Genomic DNA, 25,620 nt, shown 5'->3' on the forward strand with positions numbered 1-25,620 from the left:
GAACCTCCCTCCGCCCGCGGACAGGGCCTACGGTCAAGGAGTGGCCAAGATCGATCTGCGCACCGAGATCAAGGAATTCCTGAGCTCGCGTCGCGCGCGAATCACGCCCGAGCGGGCGGGATTGCCCGCCTACGGCGGCAACCGCCGGGTCGAAGGTCTGCGCCGCGAAGAGGTGGCTCTACTGGCGGGGGTGTCGGTCGACTACTACGTGCGCATGGAGCGCGGCAGCCTCACCGGCGCCTCCGACGGGGTGCTCGACGCGTTGGCCTCTGCCTTGCAACTCGACGAGGCCGAGCGCGATCACCTGTTCCACCTCGCGCGGCAGTCCAAGGGTCCACGCCGCCGGCGACCCGCCGTGACCGTGCGCCCGGCCCTGCAGCAGGTGCTCGACGCCATCACCGATGCGCCGGCTTGGATTTGCACTGGCCGTTATGACGTGCTGGCCATGAATCACCTTGCCCGCGCGCTGTATTCACCGGTGCTGGCCGACCCGCGACGGCCGGCGAACACTGCGCGGTTCGTGTACCTGGATCCCGGCGCGGCGAAAACGTTCTTCGTCGACTACGACCGGATCGCCTGCGACGTGGCTGCGAAGCTGCGCATGGAAGCCGGCCGCGATCCGCACGACGAGGAGCTGATCGCCCTGGTCGGTGAATTGTCGACGCGCAGCGAGCTCTTCCGGCAGCGGTGGGCATCCCAGGACGTCCGGCTCCACCGGTCCGGGCGCAAGCGTCTGCACCACCCGGTGGTGGGCCGGCTCGACCTGGACGTCGAGTCGATGGAGATGCCTGCCGAACCCGGCCTGCTCCTGAACGTCTACACCGCGCCCGCCGGCACGGCGACCGCGGACGGCCTGGCCCTGCTGGCGTCGTGGGCGGCCGGCCTTGGGCACCCGCGGTCGGAGCGCAGGCAAGCCCAGCCGGAGTCGCCGTAGCCTAGGCCTCCTTGGCGATCGCCTCCCGGACAGCGGGCACGATCTCCCGGGCCCAGCGGCCGAGGGAGATGTCGTCGTGGGCGGCGTGGCCCGGCGGGAACAGGATGAAGCCGGACATCCCGTGCTCGAGGACGCCCGAGGTCAGCTCCTCGACCCACTGGTCCACGGACCCGCCGATCCAGCGGCCCTCGTCGTCCCGCGTCTTCGCCAGCGGCTTGTCAGTGATGCGGCCAGGGAAGTTCAGGATCGTCCGGACCTCGCTCGGGTCGCGCCCTGCCGCGGCCGCCGCCTCGTCGATCACCGGCCGCGACGTGCGGTACCGCTCGCTCAGCCAGTCCGCCGCGTGGCCCGGCAGCCAGCCGTCGGCGACGCGGCCGGTCGCGGCGAGCGACTTCCGCCCGACCGACCCGGTCCACACCGGCGGCGCGGCCACCGGCGCGGGCTCGATGCCGCGCACCCGGTAGTGCCGTCCCTCGTGGGTCACCGGCTCTCCACCCCCGGCCAGGCTCTTGACCAGCAGGATCGCCTCCTCGAAGGCCTCCACCGCCTCGCCCGGGGTGAACCGCGGCCCGCCCATGTCGGCGATCCGGTCCGGGAGCCCGCCCGCGCCCACCCCGAGCACGACCCGGCCGCCGGACAGCGCCGACAGGGTCGTCACCGCCCTGGCCAGCATCGCCGGGGGCCGCAGCGGCAGGTTGGTGACGTTGGCGAAACCCGCGATGCGCTCGGTGTTCCCCAGCAGGAACCCGATGGTCGCGTAGGCGTCCAGGCGGCTCCCGAAGTAGGGGTGGTCGGACAGCGAGACCAGGTCGAGCCCGTCGGCGTCCGCTCGCCGGACCATGCGCAGCAGGTCGGTCACCTCGTCGACGCCGGTGTGCGCGCCGAACCCGAAAACCACGTCAGGTGCAGTCATGATAATCCCTCCAGTTCGTACTACGAACAATAATGGTTCGGAGTACGAACTGCAAGGTTCAGCGATCCAGGAAGACCGGGGGCACCTCGTTGTCCGTCACGACCCGGCCGAGCAGCCCGGCGAGCCGGTCGCGGTCGGCCGCGTCGAGCCCCGCGGGAAGCTGTTCGATCCGGCGGCAGGTCTCGGCGTAGAACTCCCCCGCCAGCCGCTTCCCCTCCGGCGTGAGCGCGACCAGAACCGCCCTGGTGTCGCGCGGATCCGGCTCGCGGCGGACCAGGCCGTTGCGTTCGGTGCGGTCGACCAGCCCGGTGAGGCTCGACTTCGCCAACCGCAGCACCGCGCCCAGCTCGGTCATGCCGTAGGGCCGCGCCATCAGCACGCACAACAGCTGCCCCTGCGGCATCGTGATGCCGTACTCCCTGGCCGATTCGGAATACACCGCGTTCACCAGGAACGTGGACCGCACCAGGGCGGTCACGATCCCCATCCGGCCGTCATCCTGTGCGGGCATTCCACCAGGTTAACAGTTCGTGGTGCGAATTACCTCAGGCATCGGGGTGGGGGCCGTGGCGGTCGCCGGCCTCCAGCGTCGCCATCCCGGCGATGTCGTGCGAGTCCAGCTCGAAGTCGAAGATGTCGATGTTCTCCCGGATGCGGCTCGGGGTGGCCGACTTCGGGATGACCATGTGCCCCATCTCGATGTGCCAGCGCAGCACCACCTGCGCCGGGGTCTTTCCGTGCTTGCGGGCGATCGTGGTGATCACCTCGTGGTCCAGCTGCCTGCCGCGAGCGAGCGGGCTCCACGCCTCGGTCACGATGCCGTGCTGCTCGTGGAAGCCGCGCAGCGCCGCCTGCTGCAGGCCGGGGTGCAGCTCGACCTGGTTGACCGCGGGCACGACCTCGGTCTCGGCCATCAGCCGTTCCAGGTGCGGGATCTGGAAGTTGGACACGCCGATCGCGCGGGCCCTGCCGTCGGCGAGGATCTTCTCCAGCGCGCGCCACGTCTCCACGTAGCGGTCCTGCCCCGGCACCGGCCAGTGGATGAGGTACAGGTCGACGTAGTCGAGCCCGAGCAGCTCCAGGCTGCCGTCGAACGCCTTCAGCGCCCGGTCGTAGCCGTGCTCGGTGTTCCACAGCTTCGTGGTGACGAACAACTCCTCGCGGGCCAGGCCGGACGACCGCACCGCGGCGCCGACGCCGCGCTCGTTGCCGTAGAGGGTCGCCGTGTCGAAGCTGCGGTAGCCGGCCTCCATCGCCACGTGCATCACCGACTCGACCTCGTCGTCGGGCAGCTTGTACACCCCGAACCCGAGTGCGGGCAGCTCGATCTCGTTGTTCAACCGGAGGGAAGGGACCATGCCCAGCACCGTAACTCAGCGGGTCGCGGGCAGCCGGACGGTGACGGCCAGCCCGCCGCCGACCACCGGTTCCGCGGCGACCAGCCCGTCGTGCGCCTCGACCGCCGCGCGCACGATCGACAACCCGAGACCCGCGCCGTGGCGGGCGGTGCGCGCCACGCCCGCGCGGCGGAACGGCTCGAACAGCTCGTCCACCGTCTGCGGGTCGACCAGCCCGCCGGAGGACCGCACCCGCAGCGTCGACCACTGCTCCCCGGCCTGGGTGGTGACCTCGATCCAGCCGGCGTCGACGTTGTGCCGCACCGCGTTCTCCAGCAGGTTGCCCGCGATGCGCTCGAGCAGCGCGGGATCGCCGGTGGTCCAGGCCGGCTCGACGTGGAAGGTGGTCTTGAGGCCGCGCTGGTCGGCCTCCCCGGACACGGCCCGCCACGCGCTCGCGACCAGCGCGGCGAGGTCGACCGGCTCGGTCACCACCAGCCCGGCGCCGTCGGTGCGGGCGAGCAGCAGCAGCGACCCGACGAGCTGGTTGGCCCGCTCGGTCGCGTCCCGCACCACGCCGGCCATGCGGCGCAGCTCGGCGGCGTCGGCCTGGTCGTCGGCGAGCGTGACGTCCAGTTCGGTGCGGATCACCGACAGTGGGGTGCGCAGCTCGTGGCTGGCGTTGGCGACGAAGTGCCGCTGCGCCTCGAACGCCGACTGCAGCCGGTCGAGCATCGCGTCGAAGGTCTGCGCCAGCTCGGCCAGCTCACCGCGCGCGTCGACCTCGCCGATGCGCTCGCCCAGCGACTCGACCGACAACCGCCGCGCGGTGCCGGTGATGTCGCGCAGCGGGCGCAGCACGCGCGAGGTGAACGTCCACGCCAGGATCGCGGTGGCCAGCACCACGCAGCAGAACGCGATGGTCCCGGCGAGCAGCATCTTGTCCCGCGCGTGGTCCCGCAGGTGCGTGGCCAGCGCGGCGGCGTCCACGTCCACGCCGTCGACGCGCACGACCGTGCCCGGCGGCATCTGCGGCACCGCGGCCACGGCGTCGCCGACCAGCGTCCAGGCCAGCCAGAGCAGCACGAGGCTCACGCCGGCTGCCAGCCCGGTCGCGAGCAGCGTGATGCGCGCCCGCAGGCTGCGCACCGGCGTGCGTGTCGAGCGCGAACTCACCCCTTCGCGGGGCCGGTGTCGCGTGCCCGGTACCCGGATCCCACCACGGTCTCGATGATCCCAGGTTCGCCCAGCTTCTTGCGCAGGGTCATCACCGTCACCCGCACGGTCGTGGTGAACGGGTCGGCGTTCTCGTCCCACACGCGCTCGAGCAGCTCCTCGCTGCTGACGACCGCGCCCTTGGCGGACATCAGGACCTCCAGGACGCCGAACTCCTTGCGGGTCAGGTCGACCGGGCCGCTCGCGCGGCGGACCGTGCGCTTGGCCGGGTCGAGCTCGACGTCGCCGACCGTGAGCAGCGGCGGCGCGGCCGGGGTGGCGCGACGGCCGAGCGCGCGGACGCGGGCGACCAGCTCCGGGAAGGCGAACGGCTTGGCCAGGTAGTCGTCGGCGCCGAGGGACAGGCCCTCGACGCGGTCGGAGACCGTGCCGCTCGCGGTCAGCATGAGGACGCGGGTCAGCTCGTCGGAGGAGACGATCTGGCGGCACAGCTCGTCGCCGGACATCCCGGGCAGGTCGCGGTCGAGCAGCACCACGTCGTAGCGTGTGATGCTCGCCTTCTCGTGCCCCTCGTCGCCGGTGAGGGCGACGTCGACCGCCATGCCTTCCCGGCGCAGCCCGCGCGCGATCGCGTCCGCCAGCGGCGCCTCGTCCTCGACAACCAGAATTCGCACGCAGACAACCGTGCCACAGTTTCCTGAGAGTTACCTGGGCGGCGGTATCCTGGCTCTTCGCGACTGGCTGGGGGTGGCCCGGATGAGCGGTCTGGAGATCTTCGTCGGCGAGTGGACGGTCGAGGTCGGGTTCCCCGGCGCGCCGCCCGCGCGGTCGGTGTTCGAGTGGATCCTGGACGGCACGTACCTGGCGCAGCGCACCGAGGTGCCGCTGCCGGAGGTGCCGGACAGCCTGTCGCTGGTGGGCCCGGCGCGGGACGGCGGGTACACCCAGCACTACTTCGACTCGCGCGGGGTGGCCCGCCTGTACACGATGACCTTCGACGGCGCGCGGTGGACGCTGCTGCGGGAGACCGCGGACTTCACGCCATTGCATTTCGCGCAGCGGTTCACCGGGGTGTTCTCCGCGGACGGCGACCGGATCGACGGCGCGTGGGAGAAGCAGGATCCGGGCGGGGACTGGGAACTGGACTTCGAACTGGTCTACACGCGGGCGGGTTGAGTTTCCGCGGGCCAGTCGCGGTCGGCTGGCCGCGCCGCGCACATCGGCCGGACACCGTTCGGCGGGAAGCCCGCGCCTGCGCGCCGGACCAGCCGGGAGTTCGCAGCGCGCGCCGCGGCGAGGGCGCTGCATCCGAGCGGTCGGCGGAACGGCACCGATCGCGGCACCGCGCTTTGATCTAGAGCGGCACCTCCACGAACCGCCGCCCGTCGAGGGTTTCCACCGCCACCGCGGCCACCTCGGGGGGCGCCACCAAAGCGAAGCCGTCCAGCGAAGTCCCCTCCCGCTCCCCCGCCGGGGACACCAGCCAGCTGCCCGCCTCGACGCGCGAACCGTCGCGGGCGACGACCACCAGCCGGCACTTCTGGCCCGCCGGGATGCCGCCCACGGACGCCGTCAGCCGGACCCATCCGGCGGCAGGCCGGACCGCCACGGACATCGTCGCGCCGGTCGCCGCGTCCGTGCCGGACACCGTTCGCGTGCCCGGCTCCTGCGCGGTCACCGTAGGCGGCGCCGTCGTCCGGCCCAGCACCACGCCGCCGGCGCCCAGCGCGACCGCCACCGCGACCGCCGCCACCCCGGCCACCAGCCGGTTTCGCCGCACCCGCGAGTCGCGTTCGCGGCGGACCTGGCCGAGCGTGCGCTGCAGCAGCAGGTCCCCGCCGTCGGGCGGCCCGTCCAGCATCGCCTCCGGCGGGACGACCTCCAGCGCCGCCCGCGCCATCCGCAGGGACGCCACCTCGGCCTGGCAACGACGGCAGGAGTTCAGGTGCCGCTGCATCGCTCGCATCTCCTCGTGCTCGAGCGCTTCGAGCAGGTAGGCGGCGAGCGCTCCGGGATCGTGGATCGTCATCCGGCCACCTCTCCGACCGCGGCCCCGTGGCCGCCGAACGTCTGGCGCATCGCTCTGAGCGCGTAGTACGACCGCGACTTCACCGTGCCCGGCGGGACCCCGAGGGTCGCCGCCGCCTCGGCGACGCTGCGGCCGCGGAAGTAGATCTCGGTCAGCACGTCCCGGTGCTCCGGCGACAGCCGGTCCATCGCGTCGAGCACGACCATCGAGTTCAGCACCGCGTCGGAATGGTCGGCCGCGACCGGCGGCGCCGCGGGTGCCTCCGCGACCTCCGCCGGCCGGGCGGCCTTCGCGCGGAACCGGTCGGTGACGATGTTGCGCACCACCGTCAGCAGCCAGCCGCGCACCGAACCCTTGCCGTTGACGAGGGTCTCCGGATGCCGCCACGCCCGCACCAGGGTTTCCTGCACGGCGTCCTCGGCCGCGGCGTGGTCGCCGGTGAGCCGGGCGGCGTAGGCGAGCAGCGCCCGCCCGTGCTCCTCGTACAGCGTCCGGATCAGGGCCTCGTCGGCGACCGCCGTCCGTTTCGCGGCGCGTAGCACCGGCATCCGCACTCACTCCTCGCTGGGGATCAGTAACTGCTCGGCGCGGCCGCGAGTGGTTTCTTCTCCGCGGCGACCTTGCAGCCGTTGGTCTCGATGGCGAACCAGGTGCCGCCGACGGTGTGGCCGTTCGCCTGGCCGGGCGCGGTGTCCTGGGCGTAGGTGTAGACCGGCCAGCCGCCGACAGTGACCTGCTCGGTCCCGTCCGGCCGGGTGACCGTGCCGACCAGCTCCGGGGCGACGCCTTCGATGCGGGTCTCCCCGCGCGCCACGACCGGGGGCCAGGTGGTGGCGCACTGGCCCTCGCACGTGGTCTTCGGCGGGTTCTTGCCGTCCTTGGTGAACAGGTAGATCGTGCGGCCGTCGCCGTCGGTGAGGACGGTGTCCAGGCCGGGGATGTTCGTGGTGCGGATCGCGGTCTCCGGGGTGGCGGCCTTCGCCCCGGTCGGCGTGATGGCCGCCCAGGTGCCGCCGACGCCCTGGCCCTTGGCCTCGCCGGCCACGGTGTCCTTGGCGTAGCGGTAGACCGGCCAGCCGTTGACCGTGACCTGCTGGGTGCCGTCGGCGCGCGCGACCGTGCCGACGAGCTTCGCGTCGACCCCGCGCACGTCCACCGCGCCGGTCGCGATCACCGGCGGCCAGGTGGTGGCGCAGTCGCCTGCGCAGGCCGACTTGGGCGGCCGCGCGGTGTCGCGGTCGAAGCGGTAGAGGGTCAGGCCGTTGGAATCGGTGAGGACCGGGCCGAGCCCGTCGACGTCGGACGCGACCAGCCCGACGGCCGGCTGGACGGCGGCCGCCTGCTGGATCGCGACCGGGCCGGCGGCCGGGCCGGGCTCGCCCTGCCCGCACGCGGTGAGCAGGGCGAGTCCGGCGAGTGCGGCGGCGGGCAGGACGATGCGCGCGGTCATGGTCGTCTCCTTCTCGGGGAATTCGCTTCCGGCGCAATGCACACGTCCGCCGCCGCCGCGCGGTTCAGACTTCTTTCACTCGCTGCAGGTGCGGTCGCGGTTGATGCACCACACCAGGCGGTTCATGATCCGTTGCGACATCACGTTGGCGAAGTCGTCGTGGTCGGACCGCGGGTTGTGGCTCTCCTCGGGGAAGGAGTCCACTTTGTACTGTCCGGCGACCTGGACGTCGCGCGGGATGTCGTAGACCAGCGTGATGCGCAGCTGCGGCACGGCCACGAACCCGCGCTTGCACCGGCCGTTCGCCTCGGGGAAGACGATGTGGTCGCGGTGGTTGGCGCTGTCGATGTTGCGGCCGTCCCAGCAGCTCGGGAAGTCGTGGATGCGCTCGACTTTGCTGCCTTCCGGGCAGATCGGGTACTTGTCGATGAGCCGGTCCTCGAACCCGGTGCACGTCCAGCTGGCGCGGGCGTTGCGCGGGCCGTTCGTGCCCTGCTTGGCGTCGCCGTAGAGCACGCGCAGGAACTTCGGCATGGCCCGCACCGGGCCCACCGGGCTGCCGCGGAAGGTGATGTTCACCGACTCGGGCAGCTGGATCTCCCCGTCGTTGCCGCCTATCTCGCTGTTGTCGTCGGAAGGCGGCTGTTCGGCGTCGTCGCCGTCGCTGTTCTCGTCGCCGTTGGGGATTCCCTGCCGCTGGGCGTCCTCGACCGCGCAGGTGGCCTGTGCGGGGTCGACGGGCTGCCCGGTCGCCTGGCTGATGCGGTCCAGGCTCGCCGATCGCTGTTGCCGCAAGGGTTCCAATACAGCTGCCTCGGCGGCGGGGTCGGCCGCGATCCGCTCGTCGGCGGCCGCCTCCTGCTGGTCCAGCGCGTCCAGCTCGGTGTCCACGGTCGACATCGCCTGCTCGGGGACCTCGGCGAGCTGACTGGCCACGTCCGGGCACTCGACCTGCGCGACGTCCTCGGTCTGCTCAGCCTCGGCGCGCTGGGCGTCGAGCTCGGCCTCGTCCTCGGGCGGGTTGGCCTCCTCGGCGTCCTCGCGGTCGATCCGCACCACCGGCCAGAAGTAGGCGGACTTGTCCCCGTTGCGGCAGGTGGTCCCGGCGCGCAGCAGGCTTTCGTTGGTGGAATCGGCGTTGGTGGAGAGGTTGCCGACGTAGTCGTGCAGGTGCTGGGCGCCGTTGCGCACGCCCGGCTGCGCGATGAAATTGTCGGGGTTGTAGTGGCCGTTCTCGTTGCGGCCGCAGTCGACCGTGAACGTGCCGGTGGAGGCGCGGCGGTTCGGCCGCACCTCGGTCACGTTCGGGGCGACCGTGGTGATGTCGACGAAGAACGCCGGGTCGACCTCGTCGGCGCCGGCCTGACCGGTGTCGCCCGCGGTGGTGGCGACGGTGACGCCCGCGGCCGCGAGCGCCAGTCCGACCGCGAGGGTCGCGATCTTGGTCCGGCGTGCGACGCGGTGCCGGCCTTCGTTTCGAGCCATGGATGTGCTCACCTCGAATCAGCCCGGCGGCGCACGCGCGCGCCGGGTTGTGGCGTGGGATTGGAACGAAACGGCTCCCCCGAGCCCGTCACAGGGGGATACGTACGTCGCGCCCGCCGAGTTCAAAACGCGATCCGCGCGTTATCGCGTCGTTATAATGCCTGCTCAGCGCTCGATGCTGGCGAGCACCGCGCCGGACTCGGTGCGGATCTGGAACTTCTCGATGTCCCCTGGACCGAACGCGGTGCCGCCGGAGATGAGCAACGGGTCCACCGCGCCGGCGGGCACCGTCCAGCTCGCGACGGTCTCCTCGTGCCCGCTCCAGTCGACGGCGACGAGGTGGCAGCGCAGCGGGCCGGCGACGCCGGTCAGGTCGAGCCGGACCGCGGCGCCCCAGCTGGTCGGCATCACCAGCACCTCGGTGCGCAGCGCCTGGCCGGTCTCGCTGCCGGTGAACCGGCTCGCGCCCGGCGACGAGGGTGACGACGGCGGGGGTGGCGGCGTACTGGCCGCGACCGGCGCCGGGGTCTGCGACGGGACGACGGCCAGCGTCACCAGCGGCCCGGCGATGATCAGCAGCAGAGCCGCGACGGCCAGCACCCGGCGCACCAGGGTGCGGCGGCGGCGGATCGCGGCGACCTCGTCGAGCATCGGCGCCAGCACCCGCGGCGCGGGAACCGGCGGTTCCGGCCAGTAGCGGCGGATCTCGTCGAGCAGGTCCGGCAGCTCGTGCATCTCCAGGAGGTCGAGCTGGCAGTTCGGGCAGTCCAGCAGGTGCGCCTCGAACGCCGCGTTGTCGGCGTCATCGAGCACGCCGAGGACGTAGGCGGCGATGTCGGTGTGCGCCGGTTTGCCCATGCCGCTCACCCCCGCTCCCGCAGCGAGCGGCGCAACGCCCGCACGGCGTGGTAGATCCGGGACTTCACGGTCCCCGGCGGCACACCGAGCGTCTCGGCCGCCTCGTTGACCGTGCGGCCGTGCAGGTAGGTCTGCAGGACCGCCTCCCGGTGCTCCGCGGACAGGGTCTGCAGTGCTTCGTACAGCATCATCGCGGCCAGGGTCCTGTCCGATTCGTCCGGCACCCCGACGGAGTTCGCGTCGGGCTCCTCGACCTCCTGGGGCCGCGCGCGGCGGCTGCGCCAGCCGTCGATCACGATGCGGCGGGCCACGGTGTGCAGCCACGCCCGCAGCATCTCCGGCTCCCGGTCGAGCTTGTCGGCGTTGCGCCAGGCCCTGATCAGGGTCTCCTGCACGACGTCCTCGGCCCACAGACGGTCACCCCCGGTCAGGGTGATCACGAACGCGAGCAGGGGGCGGCCGAACTCCCGGTAGAGGGCGGTGGCCAGGTCGTCGTCCTGGCCCGCGTCGGGCACCGGCTCGACCACGGTGCGGAGAATTCGGCTGTGGCGTCCCACGGCGGACATCTTTGCGGTATTCCGGTCGCGGAGTCCAGTGCGAAATTCGCGGAAAAATTCTTTGAACCGCTTCCGCGCCGCCGTCGTATACCCCGCTGACAGTTCCCGGGCCGATCCCCCGCGACCCGGACCTTTTCCGTCCACTGTGGATTCCAGGAAGGCGTCCCGACGTGCCCCGATCCCCTGCGCTGACACCGCTGGCCACCGGTTGCGTGGCCCTCGCGGTGATCACCGCGTGCGACACCGGCTCCCCCGCGCCGCTGCCGCCGCAGTCCGTTCCCGCGGCGGAGGCCGCGCCGGCGCTCAACGCCGTGCGCGCCTTCGACCTCGGCCGCATCGTGGTCGACGGCGCGGGATTCACCTTGTACCGCTACGACAAGGACACCACCGCCCCGCCGCGGTCCGCGTGTGACAGCGCGTGCACCCGGACGTGGCAGCCCGTGCCCGCGACCGCGGCGCAGCAGCTGCGCGGCATCGACCCGGCGCTCGTCGGATCCCTCACCCGGGCCGACGGCACGGACCAGGTGACGCTCGCCGGGCACCCGCTGTACCGCTACCGGCCCGACGAAATGCCCGGCGAAACGGGCGGGATGGGATCGGGCGACGCGTGGTTCCCGGTCACCCCGGACGGGAACAAAGTGCAGGCCGCGAGCGATCCGGGACGAACTGATGCGTTCGGCCTCTAGACGATTCCTGACCCTGATCCTGGTCGTGTTGTTCGTCCAATTGGCCGTACCACGGAATGTGACCGCGCAGACCGAATTGAGCGCCGCCGACCGCGATCTGCTGATCCGCGTCCGGCAGGCCGGGCTGTGGGAGATGCCCGCGGGCGACTGGGCCCGCACCCGCGCCCGCGACGAGCACGTGAAGGACGTCGGCATGACGTTGATGGTCGACCACGGGCGGCTCGACGTGCAGGTGCGCGACCTGGCCCAGCGGCGCGGCGTGATCCTGCCCGACCAGCCGACGGCCGACCAGCAGCGCTGGCTCGTGGAGATGCGCGACGCGCCGACGGCCGCCGACTTCGAGCGGGTCTTCGCCAACCGCCTGCGCGCGGCGCACGGCGTGGTGTTCGGCGTCATCGCGCAGGTGCGCGCGAACACCCGCGACGACGAGATCCGCGCGTTCGCCGCCGCCGCGAACCAGGTGGTGCTCCGGCACATCACGCTGCTGGAGAGCACCGGCCTCGTCGACTACACGCAGCTGCCCCAGCCGCAATCCGGCACGGCGTCCGCCTCCGCTGGCGCGGCCCTCGACCTGGCGGCCACCGACGTCATCACCACCGTCGTGCTGGCCGCGCTGCTCTGCGGAGCGACGGTGCTCGTGCTGTGGCTGATCCGCCACCCCGCCAGACGACTGAAAGCTGGAGACAAGACGTGACACTCGAGTCCCTGATGCCGCTCGCGCAGCAGACGGCCGACACCGGTTTGCGCGGTGTCGCGGCCTTCTCGGCACGGCTGGCGTACGCGTTCATGTGCCTGACGCTGTGCTGGGGCGTGCTGACCGCGACCGGCTGGGTCCGCAACATCACCGGCCGGAAAGCGCTGCGCAGCGGGCACATCGCGCTGGCCACGCTGGCGCTGGCCTTCGGCGCGATCCACGCCCTGTCGTTCCTGTTCCTGACCAGCGGCGCGTTCACCGTGGCGCAGCTGACCGTGCCGCTGACCGGGCTGGCGCGGCACAGCTTCGGCATCATCGGCATCGAGCTGATGCTCGCCGTCGCGCTCACCGCGGGCCTGCAGCGCTACACCGCCTATCGCCGCTGGCTGTGGGTGCACCGGCTGGCCTACCCGGCGGTCGCGCTGACCGCGCTGCACTCGTTCTTCGGCGCGATCGCCAACGGGCACCTCGCGCTGCTGTGGCTCGGCGGGATCACGCTGCTGGTGCCCACGGTGACGCTGGCCGTGCTGCGGTTCCTGCCCGCGCGGGTCCTGGAGCGCATCGGACTGGTCGAGGAGCTGGTGTGAAGCTGCGCAAGGGACCACGCGTGAGCGTGAACAACGAGCGGTGCGAGCTGTTCGGCACCTGCCAGTGGGAGGCGCCGGGACTGTTCGAGCTGGAGCGCAACGGCCGGCTGCGGTACCGGAGCCGGCTGACGGACGAGGACTGGGAGCCCGCGGTCGCCGCCGCCCGCAGCTGCCCCATGCAGGCCATCCAGATCAAGGGGATCTCCGATGAGTGACGGCGACCGGATCGTGATCGTGGGCGCGGGCGTGGCCGGGCTGCGTGCCGCGGAACGGTTGCGGGAACTGGGTTTCGACGGCGAACTGGTGATCGTCGGCGACGAGGCGCGCAAGCCCTACCACCGGCCGATGGTGTCCAAGCAGCTGATGATGGGCACGGTCCGCCCGTCCGACGCGACGTTGCAGACCTACACCGACCTCGACGCGCACTGGCGGCTGGGCACCCGCGCGACGCACCTGGACACGCTGCAGCGCGTCGTGCACCTGCCCGGCGGCGAGGAGCTGTGGTACGACGGGCTGGTCATCGCGACCGGGGTGGTGCCGCGGCACCTGCCCGGTTCGCCGCGGCACGATCCACGGGTGCGGGTGCTGCGCACGGTCGAGGACGCGGCCGCGGTGCGGAAGGCGCTGGCGGCCAGCAACAAGCCGGCCGTGGTGATCGGCAGCGGGCTGATCGGGTGCGAGTTCGCCGCGAGCATGCGGCAGATGGGCCGCGACGTGACGCTGGTCGGGCACGCGCGGGCGCCGCTGCACCGGTTCGGCACACGCATCGCCGAAGCGGTCACCGACATCCAGCTGAAGCACCGCGCGAGCCTGGCGATGCGGTCGGAGGTGCGGCACTGGATCGAGACGAAGGACGCGTTCGGGCTGCACCTGACCAACAACAAGCTGGTCGTGGCCAGTTGCGTGATCCTGGCGATCGGCAGCGTGCCCGCGGTCGACTGGCTGCGCGGTTCCGGGCTGGTGATCGACGACGGGGTGCTGTGCGAGTCGACGCTGTTCGCCGTCGACGCGGACGACGTCGTGGTCGCCGGGGACATCGCGTGCTGGCCCAACCTGCGGTTCGACGAGGTGCCGCGGCGGGTCGAGCACTGGCTCAACGCGGTGGAGTCCGGTCGCGCGGCGGCGGAGAACCTGATGGCGGGCCGCCGTGCCGCGCAGCCGTTCACGCCGATGCCGCGGGCGTGGTCGAGCCTCTACGACGCGCGGCTGCAGATGGTCGGCATGCCCGCGCTGGCGGACGACACGGTGCAGCTCGCGCAGGGCGTGACGGGTTTCGTGCGCGGCGGGAAGCTCGTCGGGGCCGCCGGGTGGGACCGCCCGCGGGCGATGCTGAACTGGACCGCGGAACTGCACCGCCGGCTGCCTGCCCCGGCGACGGTTCCGGCGCCCGAACCCGCCGACACCGAGCGAGTGCCGGACTCCCCGGCGGAGTGGCTGTCGGTGGGCTAGCGGGCGCCGGACTCCCCACGGAACGGCTGTCGGTGCGTCAGCGGCTGCCGCACTCCCCCACGGAACGGCCACCGCCGGGCCAACGGCTGCGGGTGCCTCCGGTGCTCCGCCGGAGGCACCCGCGGATCGCCGGGTAACACGGGGAAACCTGGCCGTCACCGGGGGACAAACCGTTGGCAACAGCGGCTTCCTAGCGTCGCCGGTCATGGATGCGACGACGGCTCCACCGGTTCAGCGCCAGGCCACCAAGGAAACCCTGGAGGACTACACCCTCCGCTTCGCGCCGCGGACCTACCGGCGGTGGACGCCGGCGGTCGTCGGCGCCTCGGCGCTCGGCGGCATCGCGTACATGGCCGACTTCTCGATCGGCGCGGGCATCGGCCTGACGCACGGCACCGGCAACGCCCTGCTCGCGATCGGCGTGGCGGCGGTCGTCATCTTCGTCACCGGCTTCCCGCTGGCCTACTACGGCGCGCGCTACAACATCGACCTCGACCTCATCACCCGCGGCTCCGGCTTCGGCTACTACGGCTCGGTCATCACCAGCGTCATCTTCGCCAGCTTCACGTTCATCTTCTTCGCCACCGAGGGCTCGATCATGGCGCAAGGGCTCCGCTACGCGCTGGGCCTGCCGCTGTGGCTGGGGTACCTGGTGTCCACTTTGGTCATCATCCCGCTGGTGATCTACGGCATGAAAGCGCTTGCGAAGCTGCAGAGCTGGACCAACCCGCTGTGGCTGCTGCTGATGGTCGCCCCGCTGGTGTTCCTCATCGTCCAGGACCCGGATTCGGTGTCGCGCTGGCTGTCGCACGAAGGCACCGGCGGTTCCGGCCTGAGCACGGCGGCGGTGATGCTCGGCGCGGGCGTGTGCCTCTCGCTGATGGGGCAGATCGGCGAGCAGATCGACTACCTGCGCTTCATGCCGCCGCGCACGGCCGAGAACCGGCGCGCCTGGTGGACGTCGGTCGTGCTGGCCGGGCCCGGCTGGGTGCTGTTCGGCGCCGTCAAGCAGGCGATCGGCGTGTTCATGGCGGTCTACGTCCTCGACGCCGTCGGCGCGGCGGCCGCGGTCGAGCCGATCGAGCAGTTCACCGGCGTGTTCAAGCAGATGATGCCGCCGTGGCTGGTCGTCCCGCTGGCGCTCGTGCTGGTCGTGCTCAGCCAGGTGAAGATCAACGTCACCAACGCCTACTCCGGGTCGCTGGCGTGGACGAACTCGTTCACCCGCGTCACCAAGCACTACCCGGGGCGCCTGGTCTTCGTGCTGGTCAACCTCGCGATCGCGCTGGTCCTGATGGAGGCGAACATGTTCAGCTTCCTCAACAACGTGCTCAGCTTCTACTCCAACTGCGCGATGGCCTGGGTCGTCACGGTCGCCACCGACATCGGGGTCAACAAGTACCTGCTCAAGCTGTCGCCGAAGCAGCCGGAGTTCCGGCGCGGGATGCTCTACGCGGTCAACCCGGTCGGGGTGGTGTCCTTCGTGGCCTCGTCGGCCCTGTCCATCGCGGTCTACTTCGGACTGTTCGGGGACGCGATACAGCCGTACTCGCCGCTGGTTGCGGTGGTGATCGCGGTGGTGCTGACCCCGCTGGTGGCGATCCTGACCCGCGGCCGGTACTACCTGCGCCGCACGGACGACGGCATCACCGAGCCGCTGCTGGACGCCGACGGCAACCCGAGCGGCACCCGCTACGACTGCGTGGTGTGCGGCGAGCCCTACGAGCGCCCGGACATGACGGCGAGCGCGGCCGGCGGCACGATTTGCTCGCTGTGCCTGAGCACCGACCGCACGGGCGCGCACGTGCTGCCCGCATAGTCAACCGGACAGGGCCCGCGCCGCGATCGCGACGAAGTCCTCCAGGTGCGGGCGCCGGTGCCCGTCGGCGACGGCGAGGCAGATTTCGAACTCCTCGGCGTCGCTGATGGTCCGGTGGACCACGTCCGGCCGCGAGTAGTAGCGCGCCACGCTGCGCGGGATCATCGTGATGCCGAGACCGGCCGCGACGAGCTCCAGCTTCTCCTCGATCGTGCTGATCCGCCTGGTCTGCGCGTCGATGACGTGTTCGCCGTCGAGATCGGCGTGCCGGACGCGTCGCCGCGCGGCCAGCGGGTGCGCGGCGGGCAGGCACACGACCTTCGGCTCGCTGCCGACGCGGAGGGTCTTCAGGCCGGCGCGGTCGAACGGCTGTCGCAGGTACCCGACGTCGGCGCGGCCGTCACGCATCGCCTCGGCCTGTTCGAACCAGTTGAGGTGCAGCAGCTCGACCTCGACGCCCGGGTGCGCCTGCGCGAACGCCCGGACCGCGGGCGAGACGGTGAGCCCTGGCGCGAACCCGAGCACCAGCCGCCGCGCACCCCGCGCCGCGCCGTACGCCCGGCGGGTCGCGGCCACCGCCGCCGCCAGGACGCCGGGCGCGTCCGCGTACAGCTGCTCACCGGCCGGCGTCAGCCGCACCGAACGCGTGGTGCGCTCGAGCAGCTCGCAGCCCAGTTCCCGTTCCAGCGCGCGGATCTGCCTGCTCAGCACCGGCTGCGCGATGTGCAGCCGCTCGGCCGCGCGGCCGAAGTGCCCGTGCTCGGCGACGGCGGTGAAGTACCGCAGCTTGCGCAGATCCAGATCCATACCGGAAGGGTATCAATGTCCGCGAAGAGGTATTGGACGATCGGCGCCGTGCGGGCGGAGGGTGGATCCCATGATCGTGGTAACCGCACCGACCGGCCGCATCGGCCGGCAGCTCACCGAATCCCTGCTCGCCGCGGACGCGCCGGTTCGCGTCATCGTGCGCGACCCGTCCCGGCTCACCGCGGAGGTCCGCGAAAAGGCCGAGGTCGTCATCGGCTCGCATGGCGACCCCGAGACCGTCGGCAAGGCGTTCGCGGACGCCGACGCGGTCTTCTGGCTCCTCCCGCCGAACCACTCCGCCGAAAGCCTGGACGCCGCGTTCCTGGACTTCACCCGTCCCGCGTGCGAGGTGTTCCGCGCCCGGGACCTGCGGGTGGTCGGGGTGTCGGCCGTCGGTCGCGGCGTGGCGGTCAACGCCGGGCACGTGTCGGCGTCGCTGGCGATGGACGACCTGATCGCGAGCACCGGCGTCCAGTACCGGGCGCTGACGATGCCGACCTTCATGGACAACCTCCTCTGGCAGGTGCCGTCGATCGCGCGGGACGGGGTGTTCGCCGAGATGGCCGTCCCGGACCACCGGCGGCCACTGTGCGCGACGAAGGACATCGCCGACGCCGCCGCCCGGCTGCTGCTCGACGATTCGTGGAGCGGCCACGGCGAGGTGCCGGTGCTCGGGCCGGAGGACCTCACTTATCTGGAGGTGGCGGAGATCATGTCGGACGTGCTGGGCAAGCCGGTGCGGTTCGAGCAGCTCTCGGCCGAGGCGTTGAAGGCGGGTCTGCGGCAGCGGGGCTGGTCCGAGGCGATGGCGCAGGGCATGATCGACATGGCGGCGGCCAAGAACGCGGGCCTGGACAACGCGGAACCCCGCACGCCGGAAGCCACCACGCCGACGACGTTGCGCCAGTGGTGCGAGGAGGTTCTGCGGCCGGCGGTAGCATCCGCTGGGTGAAGATGATCGCCGTTCCGGGCGGGAGTGTGACGGTGTCCGACCGGCGCACGCAGCGCAGCTGGGCCGTCGAGGTGGCGCCCTTCCGGATGGCGGCGCACCAGGTGACGCAGGCGCAGTACGCGGCGGTGACCGGTTCGCGTCCCAGCGCTTCCCGGGGTTCGGAACTGCCGGTGGAGAGCGTGACGTGGTCCGACGCGGTGCGGTTCTGCAACGCGTTGTCCGTCCATCAAGGACTGTCCCCAGTGTACTCGTTCGGGGATGACGTGGAGTGGGACCAGGATGCGGACGGCTACCGCCTGCCCACCGAGGCGGAGTGGGAACACGCCTGCCGCGCCGGAACGGACGGCCCGCGGTACGGCGACCTGGATGAGATCGCTTGGCACCGCGGGAATTCCGGCGAGCGGATCCACGAGGTCGGCGAGAAGCGCCCGAACGCGTGGGGGTTGCACGACATGATCGGCAACGCGTCGGACTGGTGCTGGGACGTCTACGACGCCGAGGTGTACGGCCCGTACCGGGTCCTGCGCGGCGGCGGCTGGTTCGACGAGCACTGGAGCTGCCGAGCCTCCGTCCGGCGGCGCAGCCACCCATCCTTCCGCAGCGACGACGTCGGTTTCCGGGTGACCCGCTCCGGCTGACCGCGGCGCGGGTCCGGCTGGTCTACGCCAGTGTGGTGCCGCCCGCCGCGCAGTGGCACACCCGGGGCCCGCCGGTGCCGTGGAAACGGCCGCGCTCCGCCCGGCCTTTTCCGGTGGCCAGCTCCGACAGAGCGGGGCGCGGGGCTCTTGTGCTGTCGCCGGTCTACGCCAGCGTGGTGCCGCCCGCCGCCCAGGCGGGCCGGCCTGCGCACCGCTCGGTGGCCGCGCCCCGCTTGGTGGCCACGCGTGAGATGGCCACCGGACAGCGCCTCGCCCGGGCCGGCCTCGCCCGGCCAATACCATGCGCGGCTGGGCGGGGCGCGCGGATCCAGCGCTGTCGCTGGTCTAAACCACTGAGGTGCCGCCGCCGCGCAGCCGGGACAGCCCGTGCCCTGGAAGTGGTCGCGCCCTGATCGGTGGCCGCGCGTGAGCACGACCAAGCCGCGCTCACGCGCGGCCACTCACCGGCACCGGGCCGGTGCTTCTCCACCGATGAACCCACCGCCGCGGGCCGCGCCCCACCCGGAGCGCGGCCCGCGCGGTGTCCGTCCTACTCGGTCGGCGCCTCGGCCGCCGCCGGCTGCGCCTCGCCGATCAGGTTCGACGCCCACTCCGTCACGCGCCGCGCGACGTCTTGCGCCGTCAGGCCCACGCTGGCGAGCACCTCCTCGCGCGAGGCGTGCGGCAGGAACTCCTGCGGCACGGCCAGGTCCCGCAGCGGCACGTCGCACTCGGCGTCCCGCAGCACGGATGCCAGCGCGCTGCCGAAACCGCCGTGCCTGCCGCTGTCCTCGACCGTCACGACCAGCCGGTGCTCACTCGCCAGGCCGACCAGCTCGCGCGGCACCGGCAGCACCCACCGCGGGTCGACGACCGTCACGCCGATGCCCTGGTCGGCCAGCCGCTCGGCGGCGGCCAGCCCGAGCGGCGCGAACGCGCCCACCGCGACCAGCAGCACGTCGGCGCCCGCGCCTTCCCGCGGCCGCCGCAGCACGTCGACCACGCCGATGCGCTCCACCGCGGGCACCGACTCGGTCACGCTGCCCTTGGAGAACCGCAGCGCGGTCGGCCCGTCGGACACCGCGACCGCCTCCCGCAGCTCCTCGCGCATCGTCTGCGCGTCGCGCGGCGCGGCGACCCGGATGCCGGGCACCATGCCCAGCAGCGACAGGTCCCACATGCCGTGGTGGCTCGGCCCGTCCGGCCCGGTGATGCCGGCCCGGTCCAGGACCAGCGTGACCGGCTGGCGGTGCAGCGCCACGTCCATCAGCAGCTGGTCGAACGCCCGGTTGAGGAACGTCGAGTACACCGCCACCACCGGGTGCAGCCCGCCCATCGCGAGACCCGCGGCCGAGGTCAGCGCGTGCTGCTCGGCGATGCCCACGTCGAACCAGCGGTCCGGGTGCCGCTCGGCGAACTCGTGCAGTCCCGTCGAGCGCAGCATCGCGGCGGTGATCGCCACGACGTCCTCGCGCTCCTCGCCGATGCGCGCCAGCTCGTCCCCGAACACGGCGGTCCAGCTCAGGCCCTTCGGCTTGGGCAGGCCGGTCTCCGGGTCGATCGGGTCGGTCTGGTGCATCTGGTCGGCCTCGTGGTTCACCGCGGGCGGGTAACCGTGGCCCTTCTCGGTGACCGCGTGCACGACGACCGGCCCGCCGAACGCCTTCGCCGCCTGGAACGCCTTCTCCAGCGCCGCGATGTCGTGACCGTCGACCGGGCCGAGGTACTTCAGCTTGAGGTCGGAGAACATCTCCTGCGGGCTCAGCGCGTCCTTGATGCCGGCCTTCGCCGCGTGCAGCGCCGCGTAGATCGGTTTGCCCACCACCGGCGTGTTGAGCAGCAGCTCACGCCCGCCGTCGAGCATGCGCTCGTAGCCCGGCTGCAGCCGCAGCGAAGCCAAGTGCTCGGCGAACCCGCCGATCGTCGGCGAGTAGGACCGGCCGTTGTCGTTGACCACGATCACCACGGGACGGCCCGGCTCGGCGGCGATGTTGTTCAGCGCCTCCCAGCACATGCCGCCGGTCAGCGCGCCGTCCCCGACGACCGCCACCGCGTGCCGCCCGCCGCCGGCGAGCTCGAACGCCTTCGACAGGCCGTCCACATAGGACAACGCGGTGGAGGCGTGGCTGTTCTCCACCAGGTCGTGCTCGCTCTCCTCACGGGACGGATAGCCCGAGGGCCCGCCCTGCTGGCGCAGCAGGTCGAACTCGGTGTGCCGGCCGGTCACGATCTTGTGCACGTAGCACTGGTGACCGACGTCCCAGACGATCGCGTCCTTCGGCGAGTCGAACACCCGGTGCAGCGCCAGGGTCAGCTCGACCACGCCGAGGTTGGGGCCGAGGTGGCCGCCGGAGCGGCGGACCTTGTCGACCAGGAAGTCGCGGATCTCCCCCGCCAGATGCTCGAGCTGGCCGTGTCCCATGCGCTTCAGGTCGGCCGGTCCGTGCACGGACTCCAGCAGCGTCACTTTCCACCTCACCCGCATAGATACCTCGCCCTGCCCGCCAGGGCGCGTCCAGTCAGTCTACGGAGAACCGTAGTCCTCCGGCCGCCCCGCGCGTCCCGGGTCACTGATCACGCGGTGAGAAGGTGCCTGCCGCTGCCGCGACCGTGTGAACACTGTCTCACTGACATGACGCACCGGGGTGCGCACGTGGTGACATCCCGTGAGATCGGGTCCGGCCAGGCGTGGCGTTACATCAGGCCACGGGATTGCTGAACCGATCAAGACTGGTGTGGGTGGCGGGGCGGGCGAGATCAGCCGCGGGCCAGGTGCCGACGACCAAGCGGACCGAGCGTGCGGGTGACGGGTTGGACCCGGGCGCTGCGGGGTGGGTGCCGTCAGTGCGGCTGCCGCGGCTCGGGGTCAGCACAGCGGCTCACCGCCCGGCCAGCTCCACCCCGGCAGGCAGCGTCCCGGCCCGGTGCAGCTCGTCCAGGTGGGTGAGCAGCGTCTCCCGGAACGCGCGGGCCGCGTTGGTCGGCGCCACGTCCGTCCGCTGAGCCAGCGCGATCGTCCGGGTGATCTCCGGTGCGGTCAGCGGCGTCCCACGCAGCGCAGGCCGCCCGGCGAGCACCGGGCTCGGCACCACCGCGACCCCCAGCCCCACCTCGACGAACCGGAGCACGGCGTCCATCTCCCCGCCCTGCGCCGCGAACACCGGCGTGAACCCGGCGGCGAGGCAGGCCTGCAGGGTGGTGTCCCGCAGGTCGTAGCCCTCCCGGAACATCACCAGCGGCCGGTCGCGCAGCTCCGCCAGCCGGACCTCCTCGCCCAGGTCCACCCCGGCGGGCGAGGCCACCACCAGCCGCTCCCGCAGCAGCGGCACTGTCGTCAGGGCCGCCTCCTCCCCGGCCGCGATCAGCACCGCCAGGTCCAGCTCGCCGTGCGTCAGCGCCCGCACCAGGTCCTTCGACCCGCTCTCCTCGACCACCAGCTCGATGCCCGGGTACTCGCGGTGGAAGCGGTGCAGCACGTCGGCGAACACGGTGACGCACAGGCTCGGCGTCGCGCCCACCCGGACCCGGCCGCGGCGCAGTCCGACCAGCTCGGCGACCTCCAGCCGCGCGGTGTCGACGTCGGCGGCGATGCGCCGCGCGATCGGCAGCAGCGCCTCGCCGGCCGGGGTGAGCGTGACGTTGCCCCGCGCCCGGCTGAACAGCGGCGCGCCCAGCTCGTCCTCCAGCGCGCGGACCTGCTTGCTCAGTGAGGGCTGCGCCACATACGTGCGCTCGGCGGCGCGCGTGAAGTGCCGTGTCTCGGCCACGGCCAGGAAGTACAGCAACTGCTGCAAGGTCATAGCTTCAGGCTATCGTCTCTAGCGCTTCGATATATTGGACGACTCGTCACCGCGGGCCGCACGCTGCCCACGTGGCCCTTCTCGAACGTTCCGCACCACCACGACCACGCCGGCTGTGGTCCTCGACCGTCGGGCAGAAGGTGATCATGGCCGTGACCGGCCTGCTCCTGCTGCTCTTCGTCATCGCGCACATGCTGGGCAACCTGAAGTTCTTCGTGTCCGCGGCGAGCTTCGACCACTACGCGGCCTGGCTGCGCACGATCCTGGACAGCGTCCTCGGGCACTCCGGGTTCCTCTGGGTGCTGCGCGCCGGGCTGGTCGTCTGCGTCGTGCTGCACGCTCTCACCGCGGCTCGTCTCGCGCGTCGCGCCCGGGCCGCCCGGCCGGTCCGATACGCCCACCGCGGGCGCGTCCAGGGCGACTACGCGGCACGCACCATGCGCTGGGGCGGGGTGATCCTCGCGTTGTTCGTCGTCTACCACGTGCTCGACCTGACCACCGGGCACCTCAACCCGAACGGCGTGCCGGGCGCGGTGCACGACAACGTCGTCGCCGACTTCCGGCTCTGGTACGTGACGCTGTTCTACACGCTGGCCGTGGTCGCGCTCGGGTTCCACATCCGGCACGGCCTGTGGAGCGCGCTGCAGAGCCTGGGCACGTCCGGCGCCGCGCGACGCACCGCGCAGGGCGTCGCGCTCGGCGTCGCGGTCGCCGTCACCGCCGGGTACCTGTCCGTCCCGTTCGCCGTCGTCACCGGATTGGCCGGGTGAGCACCGTGTTCGTCGAAGGAACCCCGATTTCCGACACCCGCGCGCCGGACGTCCCGCTCGAACAGCGCTGGGAGCGGCGGCGGTTCACCGCCCGCCTGGTCAACCCCGCCAACCGGCGACGGCTCTCGGTCATCGTGGTCGGCACCGGCCTGGCCGGCGCGTCCGCCGCGGCGACCCTGGCCGAACTGGGCTACCAGGTCCGCTCGTTCTGCTACCAGGACAGCCCGCGCCGCGCGCACAGCATCGCCGCTCAGGGCGGGATCAACGCGGCCAAGAACTACCGCGGCGACGGCGACAGCGTCCACCGGCTCTTCTACGACACGGTGAAGGGCGGCGACTTCCGGGCGCGGGAGTCCAATGTGCACCGTCTGGCCGAGCTGAGCGTGCGGATCATCGACCAGGCCGTGGCCCAGGGCGTGCCGTTCGCGCGGGAGTACGGCGGGCTGCTGGACACGCGCTCGTTCGGCGGGGCGCAGGTGTCCCGGACCTTCTACGCCCGCGGGCAGACCGGGCAGCAGCTGCTGCTCGGCGCTTACCAGGCGATGGCGCGGCAGATCCACCTCGGACGGATCGCGATGCACCCGCGCACCGAGATGCTCGATCTGGTCGTGGTGGACGGCCGGGCACGCGGGGTCGTGGTGCGGAACCTGGTCACCGGCGAGATCTCCACACACGTCGCGGACGCGGTGGTGCTGGCCACCGGCGGGTACGGCAACGCCTTCCACCTGTCCACGAACGCCAAGGGCTGCAACGCGACCGCGATCTGGCGCGCGCACCGGCGGGGCGCGCTGTTCGCCAACCCGTGCTTCACGCAGATCCACCCGACGTGCATCCCGGTCAGCGGCGGGCACCAGTCGAAGCTGACGTTGATGAGCGAGTCCCTGCGCAACGACGGGCGGGTGTGGGTGCCCGCCGCGGCCGGTGACACGCGGCCGCCGTCGCAGATCCCGGAAGCGGAGCGCGACTACTTCCTGGAGCGTCGGTACCCGGCGTTCGGGAACCTCGTGCCGCGCGACATCGCCTCCCGCGCGGTGAAGAGCGTGTGCGACGCGGGCCGCGGGGTCGGGCCCGGCGGGCTCGGGGTGTACCTGGACTTCGCGGACGCGCTGGAGCGGCTCGGCCGGGACGGCGTGGAATCCCGCTACGGCAACCTGTTCGCGATGTACGAGCGGATCACCGGGGACGACCCGTACCGGGTGCCGATGCGCATCTACCCGGCCGTGCACTACACGATGGGCGGGCTGTGGGTCGACTACGACCTGCGCAGCACCATCCCCGGCCTGTTCGTGATCGGCGAGGCGAACTTCTCCGACCACGGCGCCAACCGGCTCGGGGCGAGCGCGCTGATGCAGGGCCTCGCGGACGGGTACTTCGTGCTGCCCACGACGATCGGCGACTACCTGGCCGACGGCCCGTTCCCGGCGGTCGGCGACGTGTCCGGGACGCAGGCGGAGGTCGAGGACCGGATCGCGCGGCTGCTGGCCGTCGACGGGGACCGGTCCGCGGAGGACTTCCACCGCGAGCTGGGCGCGGTGCTGTGGGAGCACTGCGGGATGAGCCGCAGCGAGACGGGGCTGCGGAAGGCGCTGGAGCTGATCCCGGCGCTGCGCGAGGAGTTCTGGTCGCGGCTGCGGGTGCCGGGTTCGGGTGCTTCGCTCAACCAGTCGCTGGAGAAGGCCGGGCGGGTCGCGGACTTCCTGGAGCTGGCGGAGCTGATGTGCGTGGACGCGTTGCACCGCACCGAATCCTGCGGCGGGCACTTCCGGGAGGAGAGCCAGACCGCCGACGGCGAGGCGCGGCGCGACGACGCGGCGTTCTCGTACGTGGCCGCGTGGGAGTTCACCGGGGTGGGCCGGCCGCCGGTGCTGCACCGCGAGGCGTTGTCGTTCGACCATGTCACACCCAGTCAGCGGAGCTACTCGTGAAACTCGTGTTGAAGATCTGGCGGCAGAAGGACGCGGCGGACCGCGGCCGGCTGGTGCGGTACGAGGTGGACGACCTGTCGCCGGACATGTCGTTCCTGGAGGTGCTCGACGTGCTGAACGAGCGCCTCACCGCCGCGGGCGAGGAGCCGGTGGCGTTCGACCACGACTGCCGGGAGGGCATTTGCGGGGCGTGCGGGGTCGTGATCGACGGCACGGCGCACGGCCCCCAGGCCGCGACCACCACGTGCCAGCTGCACCTGCGGCACTTCGCGGACGGGCAGACGGTGACGGTGGAGCCGTGGCGGGCGAGGGCTTTCCCGGTGGTCAAGGACCTGGTGGTGGATCGCGGGGCGCTGGACCGGATCATCGAAGCGGGCGGGTACATCACCGCGCCGACCGGCAGCGCGCCCGACGCCCACGCGACGCCGGTGCCGAAGCCGGCGGCGGACATCGCTTTCGAAGCGGCGGCGTGCATCGGCTGCGGCGCTTGTGTGGCCGCGTGCCCGAACGGTTCGGCCATGCTGTTCACCGCCGCCAAGGCGACGCACCTGGGGGTCCTCCCGCAGGGCGAGCCGGAACGGCCGGCGCGGGCGGTGTCGATGGTGGCCGCGCAGGACGCGGAGGGCTTCGGAGGCTGCACCAACAGCGGCGAGTGCACGGCGGTGTGCCCGAAGGGCATTCCGCTGGACACGATAGGGCGGCTGAATCGGGACGTGCTGGGAGCCGCGTTGCGGTCCGGGTGATGGGCTGGCGG

General features: G+C 72.1%; 27 protein-coding genes. 13 read left to right on the forward strand and 14 right to left on the reverse strand.

The window, feature by feature from the left end:
• Positions 1 to 40: 40 nt before the first annotated feature.
• The gene (locus tag AMY39116_RS44150; RefSeq protein ID WP_020422391.1) at positions 41 to 934 is read left to right on the forward strand and encodes a helix-turn-helix transcriptional regulator; all 894 of its coding nucleotides are present in this window, start codon (positions 41 to 43) and stop codon (positions 932 to 934) included.
• Position 935: 1 nt separating this feature from the next.
• Here the strand turns inward: AMY39116_RS44150 and AMY39116_RS0335740 are convergent, their stop codons facing one another.
• Genes AMY39116_RS0335740 through AMY39116_RS0335760 form a run of 5 tightly spaced genes read right to left on the reverse strand, consistent with a single transcriptional unit; the run spans position 936 to position 5,034 of the window.
• The gene (locus AMY39116_RS0335740) at positions 936 to 1,847 is read right to left on the reverse strand and encodes an LLM class flavin-dependent oxidoreductase (RefSeq protein ID WP_027936512.1); all 912 of its coding nucleotides are present in this window, start codon (positions 1,845 to 1,847) and stop codon (positions 936 to 938) included.
• Positions 1,848 to 1,905: 58 nt separating this feature from the next.
• Complete coding sequence (locus tag AMY39116_RS0335745) at positions 1,906 to 2,334, reverse strand: MarR family winged helix-turn-helix transcriptional regulator (RefSeq protein ID WP_020422393.1); 429 nt, start codon at positions 2,332 to 2,334, stop codon at positions 1,906 to 1,908.
• A gap of 58 nt (positions 2,335 to 2,392) precedes the next feature.
• The gene (locus tag AMY39116_RS0335750; RefSeq protein ID WP_027936513.1) at positions 2,393 to 3,205 is read right to left on the reverse strand and encodes an aldo/keto reductase; all 813 of its coding nucleotides are present in this window, start codon (positions 3,203 to 3,205) and stop codon (positions 2,393 to 2,395) included.
• Positions 3,206 to 3,220: 15 nt separating this feature from the next.
• Entirely contained in the window at positions 3,221 to 4,360 is a 1,140-nt protein-coding gene (locus AMY39116_RS0335755; protein WP_020422395.1) for a cell wall metabolism sensor histidine kinase WalK, read from the reverse strand.
• Positions 4,357 to 5,034, reverse strand: coding sequence for a response regulator transcription factor (locus AMY39116_RS0335760; RefSeq protein ID WP_017983685.1), 678 nt, complete (start codon positions 5,032 to 5,034; stop codon positions 4,357 to 4,359). Before AMY39116_RS0335760 ends, AMY39116_RS0335755 begins: the two co-directional genes overlap by 4 nt.
• A gap of 82 nt (positions 5,035 to 5,116) precedes the next feature.
• On the opposite strand from AMY39116_RS0335760, the gene AMY39116_RS0335765 reads away from it, so the two are divergent.
• A complete protein-coding gene (locus AMY39116_RS0335765; RefSeq protein ID WP_020422396.1) occupies positions 5,117 to 5,536 on the forward strand; it encodes a hypothetical protein in 420 nt (139 codons plus the stop codon).
• Between the two features lie 178 nt (positions 5,537 to 5,714).
• Here AMY39116_RS0335765 and AMY39116_RS0335770 read toward each other — a convergent pair whose 3' ends face one another.
• The 6 genes from AMY39116_RS0335770 to AMY39116_RS0335795 all read right to left on the reverse strand — a co-directional run bounded on the left by AMY39116_RS0335770 (position 5,715) and on the right by AMY39116_RS0335795 (position 10,739).
• Positions 5,715 to 6,389 (reverse strand): hypothetical protein, encoded by a 675-nt coding sequence (locus tag AMY39116_RS0335770; RefSeq protein WP_020422397.1) that lies wholly within the window; start codon positions 6,387 to 6,389, stop codon positions 5,715 to 5,717.
• The gene (locus tag AMY39116_RS0335775; RefSeq protein WP_020422398.1) at positions 6,386 to 6,937 is read right to left on the reverse strand and encodes a sigma-70 family RNA polymerase sigma factor; all 552 of its coding nucleotides are present in this window, start codon (positions 6,935 to 6,937) and stop codon (positions 6,386 to 6,388) included. The genes AMY39116_RS0335770 and AMY39116_RS0335775 overlap by 4 nt, the downstream gene beginning before the upstream one ends.
• Before the next feature lie 23 nt (positions 6,938 to 6,960).
• Entirely contained in the window at positions 6,961 to 7,839 is an 879-nt protein-coding gene (locus AMY39116_RS0335780) for an SCO0930 family lipoprotein (protein ID WP_020422399.1), read from the reverse strand.
• A 75-nt stretch (positions 7,840 to 7,914) separates the two neighbouring features.
• The gene (locus AMY39116_RS0335785; RefSeq protein ID WP_020422400.1) at positions 7,915 to 9,324 is read right to left on the reverse strand and encodes a DUF1996 domain-containing protein; all 1,410 of its coding nucleotides are present in this window, start codon (positions 9,322 to 9,324) and stop codon (positions 7,915 to 7,917) included.
• A gap of 165 nt (positions 9,325 to 9,489) precedes the next feature.
• Complete coding sequence (locus AMY39116_RS0335790; protein ID WP_027936515.1) at positions 9,490 to 10,182, reverse strand: anti-sigma factor; 693 nt, start codon at positions 10,180 to 10,182, stop codon at positions 9,490 to 9,492.
• Positions 10,183 to 10,187: 5 nt separating this feature from the next.
• Positions 10,188 to 10,739: a sigma-70 family RNA polymerase sigma factor gene (locus tag AMY39116_RS0335795; protein WP_027936516.1), complete on the reverse strand. Its 552-nt coding sequence runs from the start codon at positions 10,737 to 10,739 to the stop codon at positions 10,188 to 10,190.
• 170 nt (positions 10,740 to 10,909) lie between these two features.
• Here AMY39116_RS0335795 and AMY39116_RS0335800 point away from each other — a divergent pair, with 170 nt between their 5' ends.
• The 6 genes from AMY39116_RS0335800 (at position 10,910) to AMY39116_RS0335825 (ending at position 15,974) form a co-directional block, all read left to right on the forward strand.
• Positions 10,910 to 11,425 carry a hypothetical protein gene (locus AMY39116_RS0335800; RefSeq protein WP_039791945.1) on the forward strand — a complete coding sequence of 172 codons (516 nt, stop codon included), beginning with the start codon at positions 10,910 to 10,912 and terminating at the stop codon, positions 11,423 to 11,425.
• 58 nt (positions 11,426 to 11,483) lie between these two features.
• A complete protein-coding gene (locus AMY39116_RS44155; protein ID WP_020422404.1) occupies positions 11,484 to 12,119 on the forward strand; it encodes a DUF4142 domain-containing protein in 636 nt (211 codons plus the stop codon).
• 14 nt (positions 12,120 to 12,133) lie between these two features.
• Complete coding sequence (locus tag AMY39116_RS0335810) at positions 12,134 to 12,706, forward strand: ferric reductase-like transmembrane domain-containing protein (protein WP_039791948.1); 573 nt, start codon at positions 12,134 to 12,136, stop codon at positions 12,704 to 12,706.
• Positions 12,703 to 12,921 carry a ferredoxin gene (locus AMY39116_RS0335815; protein WP_020422406.1) on the forward strand — a complete coding sequence of 73 codons (219 nt, stop codon included), beginning with the start codon at positions 12,703 to 12,705 and terminating at the stop codon, positions 12,919 to 12,921. Before AMY39116_RS0335810 ends, AMY39116_RS0335815 begins: the two co-directional genes overlap by 4 nt.
• Positions 12,914 to 14,155 (forward strand): NAD(P)/FAD-dependent oxidoreductase, encoded by a 1,242-nt coding sequence (locus AMY39116_RS0335820; RefSeq protein WP_020422407.1) that lies wholly within the window; start codon positions 12,914 to 12,916, stop codon positions 14,153 to 14,155. Before AMY39116_RS0335815 ends, AMY39116_RS0335820 begins: the two co-directional genes overlap by 8 nt.
• 205 nt (positions 14,156 to 14,360) lie before the next feature.
• Positions 14,361 to 15,974, forward strand: coding sequence for a cytosine permease (locus AMY39116_RS0335825; protein WP_020422408.1), 1,614 nt, complete (start codon positions 14,361 to 14,363; stop codon positions 15,972 to 15,974).
• Here the strand turns inward: AMY39116_RS0335825 and AMY39116_RS0335830 are convergent, their stop codons facing one another.
• A complete protein-coding gene (locus AMY39116_RS0335830; RefSeq protein WP_020422409.1) occupies positions 15,975 to 16,781 on the reverse strand; it encodes a LysR family transcriptional regulator in 807 nt (268 codons plus the stop codon).
• Positions 16,782 to 16,851: 70 nt separating this feature from the next.
• Here AMY39116_RS0335830 and AMY39116_RS0335835 point away from each other — a divergent pair, with 70 nt between their 5' ends.
• Positions 16,852 to 17,733 carry an NAD(P)H-binding protein gene (locus AMY39116_RS0335835; protein WP_020422410.1) on the forward strand — a complete coding sequence of 294 codons (882 nt, stop codon included), beginning with the start codon at positions 16,852 to 16,854 and terminating at the stop codon, positions 17,731 to 17,733.
• Entirely contained in the window at positions 17,730 to 18,371 is a 642-nt protein-coding gene (locus AMY39116_RS0335840) for an SUMF1/EgtB/PvdO family nonheme iron enzyme (RefSeq protein WP_020422411.1), read from the forward strand. Before AMY39116_RS0335835 ends, AMY39116_RS0335840 begins: the two co-directional genes overlap by 4 nt.
• Positions 18,372 to 18,921: 550 nt before the next feature.
• On the opposite strand, the gene dxs is transcribed toward AMY39116_RS0335840, so the two are convergent.
• Together dxs and AMY39116_RS0335850 are read right to left on the reverse strand one after the other, a co-directional pair.
• Positions 18,922 to 20,838 carry a 1-deoxy-D-xylulose-5-phosphate synthase gene (gene dxs / locus AMY39116_RS0335845; protein WP_020422412.1) on the reverse strand — a complete coding sequence of 639 codons (1,917 nt, stop codon included), beginning with the start codon at positions 20,836 to 20,838 and terminating at the stop codon, positions 18,922 to 18,924.
• 412 nt (positions 20,839 to 21,250) lie between these two features.
• The gene (locus tag AMY39116_RS0335850; protein WP_020422413.1) at positions 21,251 to 22,171 is read right to left on the reverse strand and encodes a LysR family transcriptional regulator; all 921 of its coding nucleotides are present in this window, start codon (positions 22,169 to 22,171) and stop codon (positions 21,251 to 21,253) included.
• A gap of 71 nt (positions 22,172 to 22,242) precedes the next feature.
• Here AMY39116_RS0335850 and AMY39116_RS0335855 point away from each other — a divergent pair, with 71 nt between their 5' ends.
• The 3 genes from AMY39116_RS0335855 to AMY39116_RS0335865 are packed head-to-tail and all read left to right on the forward strand — an operon-like array spanning position 22,243 to position 25,609.
• The gene (locus AMY39116_RS0335855; protein WP_084506212.1) at positions 22,243 to 22,941 is read left to right on the forward strand and encodes a succinate dehydrogenase cytochrome b subunit; all 699 of its coding nucleotides are present in this window, start codon (positions 22,243 to 22,245) and stop codon (positions 22,939 to 22,941) included.
• Complete coding sequence (locus tag AMY39116_RS0335860) at positions 22,938 to 24,866, forward strand: fumarate reductase/succinate dehydrogenase flavoprotein subunit (protein WP_020422415.1); 1,929 nt, start codon at positions 22,938 to 22,940, stop codon at positions 24,864 to 24,866. Before AMY39116_RS0335855 ends, AMY39116_RS0335860 begins: the two co-directional genes overlap by 4 nt.
• Positions 24,863 to 25,609 (forward strand): succinate dehydrogenase/fumarate reductase iron-sulfur subunit, encoded by a 747-nt coding sequence (locus tag AMY39116_RS0335865; protein WP_020422416.1) that lies wholly within the window; start codon positions 24,863 to 24,865, stop codon positions 25,607 to 25,609. The genes AMY39116_RS0335860 and AMY39116_RS0335865 overlap by 4 nt, the downstream gene beginning before the upstream one ends.
• Positions 25,610 to 25,620 lie beyond the last annotated feature (11 nt).

Source organism: Amycolatopsis sp. ATCC 39116 (assembly GCF_000231075.2).
Lineage (GTDB): Bacteria > Actinomycetota > Actinomycetes > Mycobacteriales > Pseudonocardiaceae > Amycolatopsis_E > Amycolatopsis_E tucumanensis.

Excerpts from the sequence above, each read along its gene's own strand:
- AMY39116_RS0335780 (WP_020422399.1), bottom strand. The coding sequence starts at position 7,839 with ATGACCGCGCGCATCGTCCTGCCCGCCGCCGCACTCGCCGGACTCGCC.
- AMY39116_RS0335835 (WP_020422410.1), top strand. The coding sequence starts at position 16,852 with ATGATCGTGGTAACCGCACCGACCGGCCGCATCGGCCGGCAGCTCACC.
- AMY39116_RS0335830 (WP_020422409.1), bottom strand. The coding sequence starts at position 16,781 with ATGGATCTGGATCTGCGCAAGCTGCGGTACTTCACCGCCGTCGCCGAG.
- AMY39116_RS0335770 (WP_020422397.1), bottom strand. The coding sequence starts at position 6,389 with ATGACGATCCACGATCCCGGAGCGCTCGCCGCCTACCTGCTCGAAGCG.
- AMY39116_RS0335810 (WP_039791948.1), top strand. The coding sequence starts at position 12,134 with ATGCCGCTCGCGCAGCAGACGGCCGACACCGGTTTGCGCGGTGTCGCG.
- AMY39116_RS0335740 (WP_027936512.1), bottom strand. The coding sequence starts at position 1,847 with ATGACTGCACCTGACGTGGTTTTCGGGTTCGGCGCGCACACCGGCGTC.
- AMY39116_RS0335765 (WP_020422396.1), top strand. The coding sequence starts at position 5,117 with ATGAGCGGTCTGGAGATCTTCGTCGGCGAGTGGACGGTCGAGGTCGGG.
- AMY39116_RS0335820 (WP_020422407.1), top strand. The coding sequence starts at position 12,914 with ATGAGTGACGGCGACCGGATCGTGATCGTGGGCGCGGGCGTGGCCGGG.
- AMY39116_RS0335825 (WP_020422408.1), top strand. The coding sequence starts at position 14,361 with ATGGATGCGACGACGGCTCCACCGGTTCAGCGCCAGGCCACCAAGGAA.
- AMY39116_RS0335790 (WP_027936515.1), bottom strand. The coding sequence starts at position 10,182 with ATGGGCAAACCGGCGCACACCGACATCGCCGCCTACGTCCTCGGCGTG.
- AMY39116_RS0335745 (WP_020422393.1), bottom strand. The coding sequence starts at position 2,334 with ATGGGGATCGTGACCGCCCTGGTGCGGTCCACGTTCCTGGTGAACGCG.
- AMY39116_RS0335850 (WP_020422413.1), bottom strand. The coding sequence starts at position 22,171 with ATGACCTTGCAGCAGTTGCTGTACTTCCTGGCCGTGGCCGAGACACGG.
- AMY39116_RS0335785 (WP_020422400.1), bottom strand. The coding sequence starts at position 9,324 with ATGGCTCGAAACGAAGGCCGGCACCGCGTCGCACGCCGGACCAAGATC.
- AMY39116_RS0335775 (WP_020422398.1), bottom strand. The coding sequence starts at position 6,937 with ATGCCGGTGCTACGCGCCGCGAAACGGACGGCGGTCGCCGACGAGGCC.
- AMY39116_RS0335750 (WP_027936513.1), bottom strand. The coding sequence starts at position 3,205 with ATGGTCCCTTCCCTCCGGTTGAACAACGAGATCGAGCTGCCCGCACTC.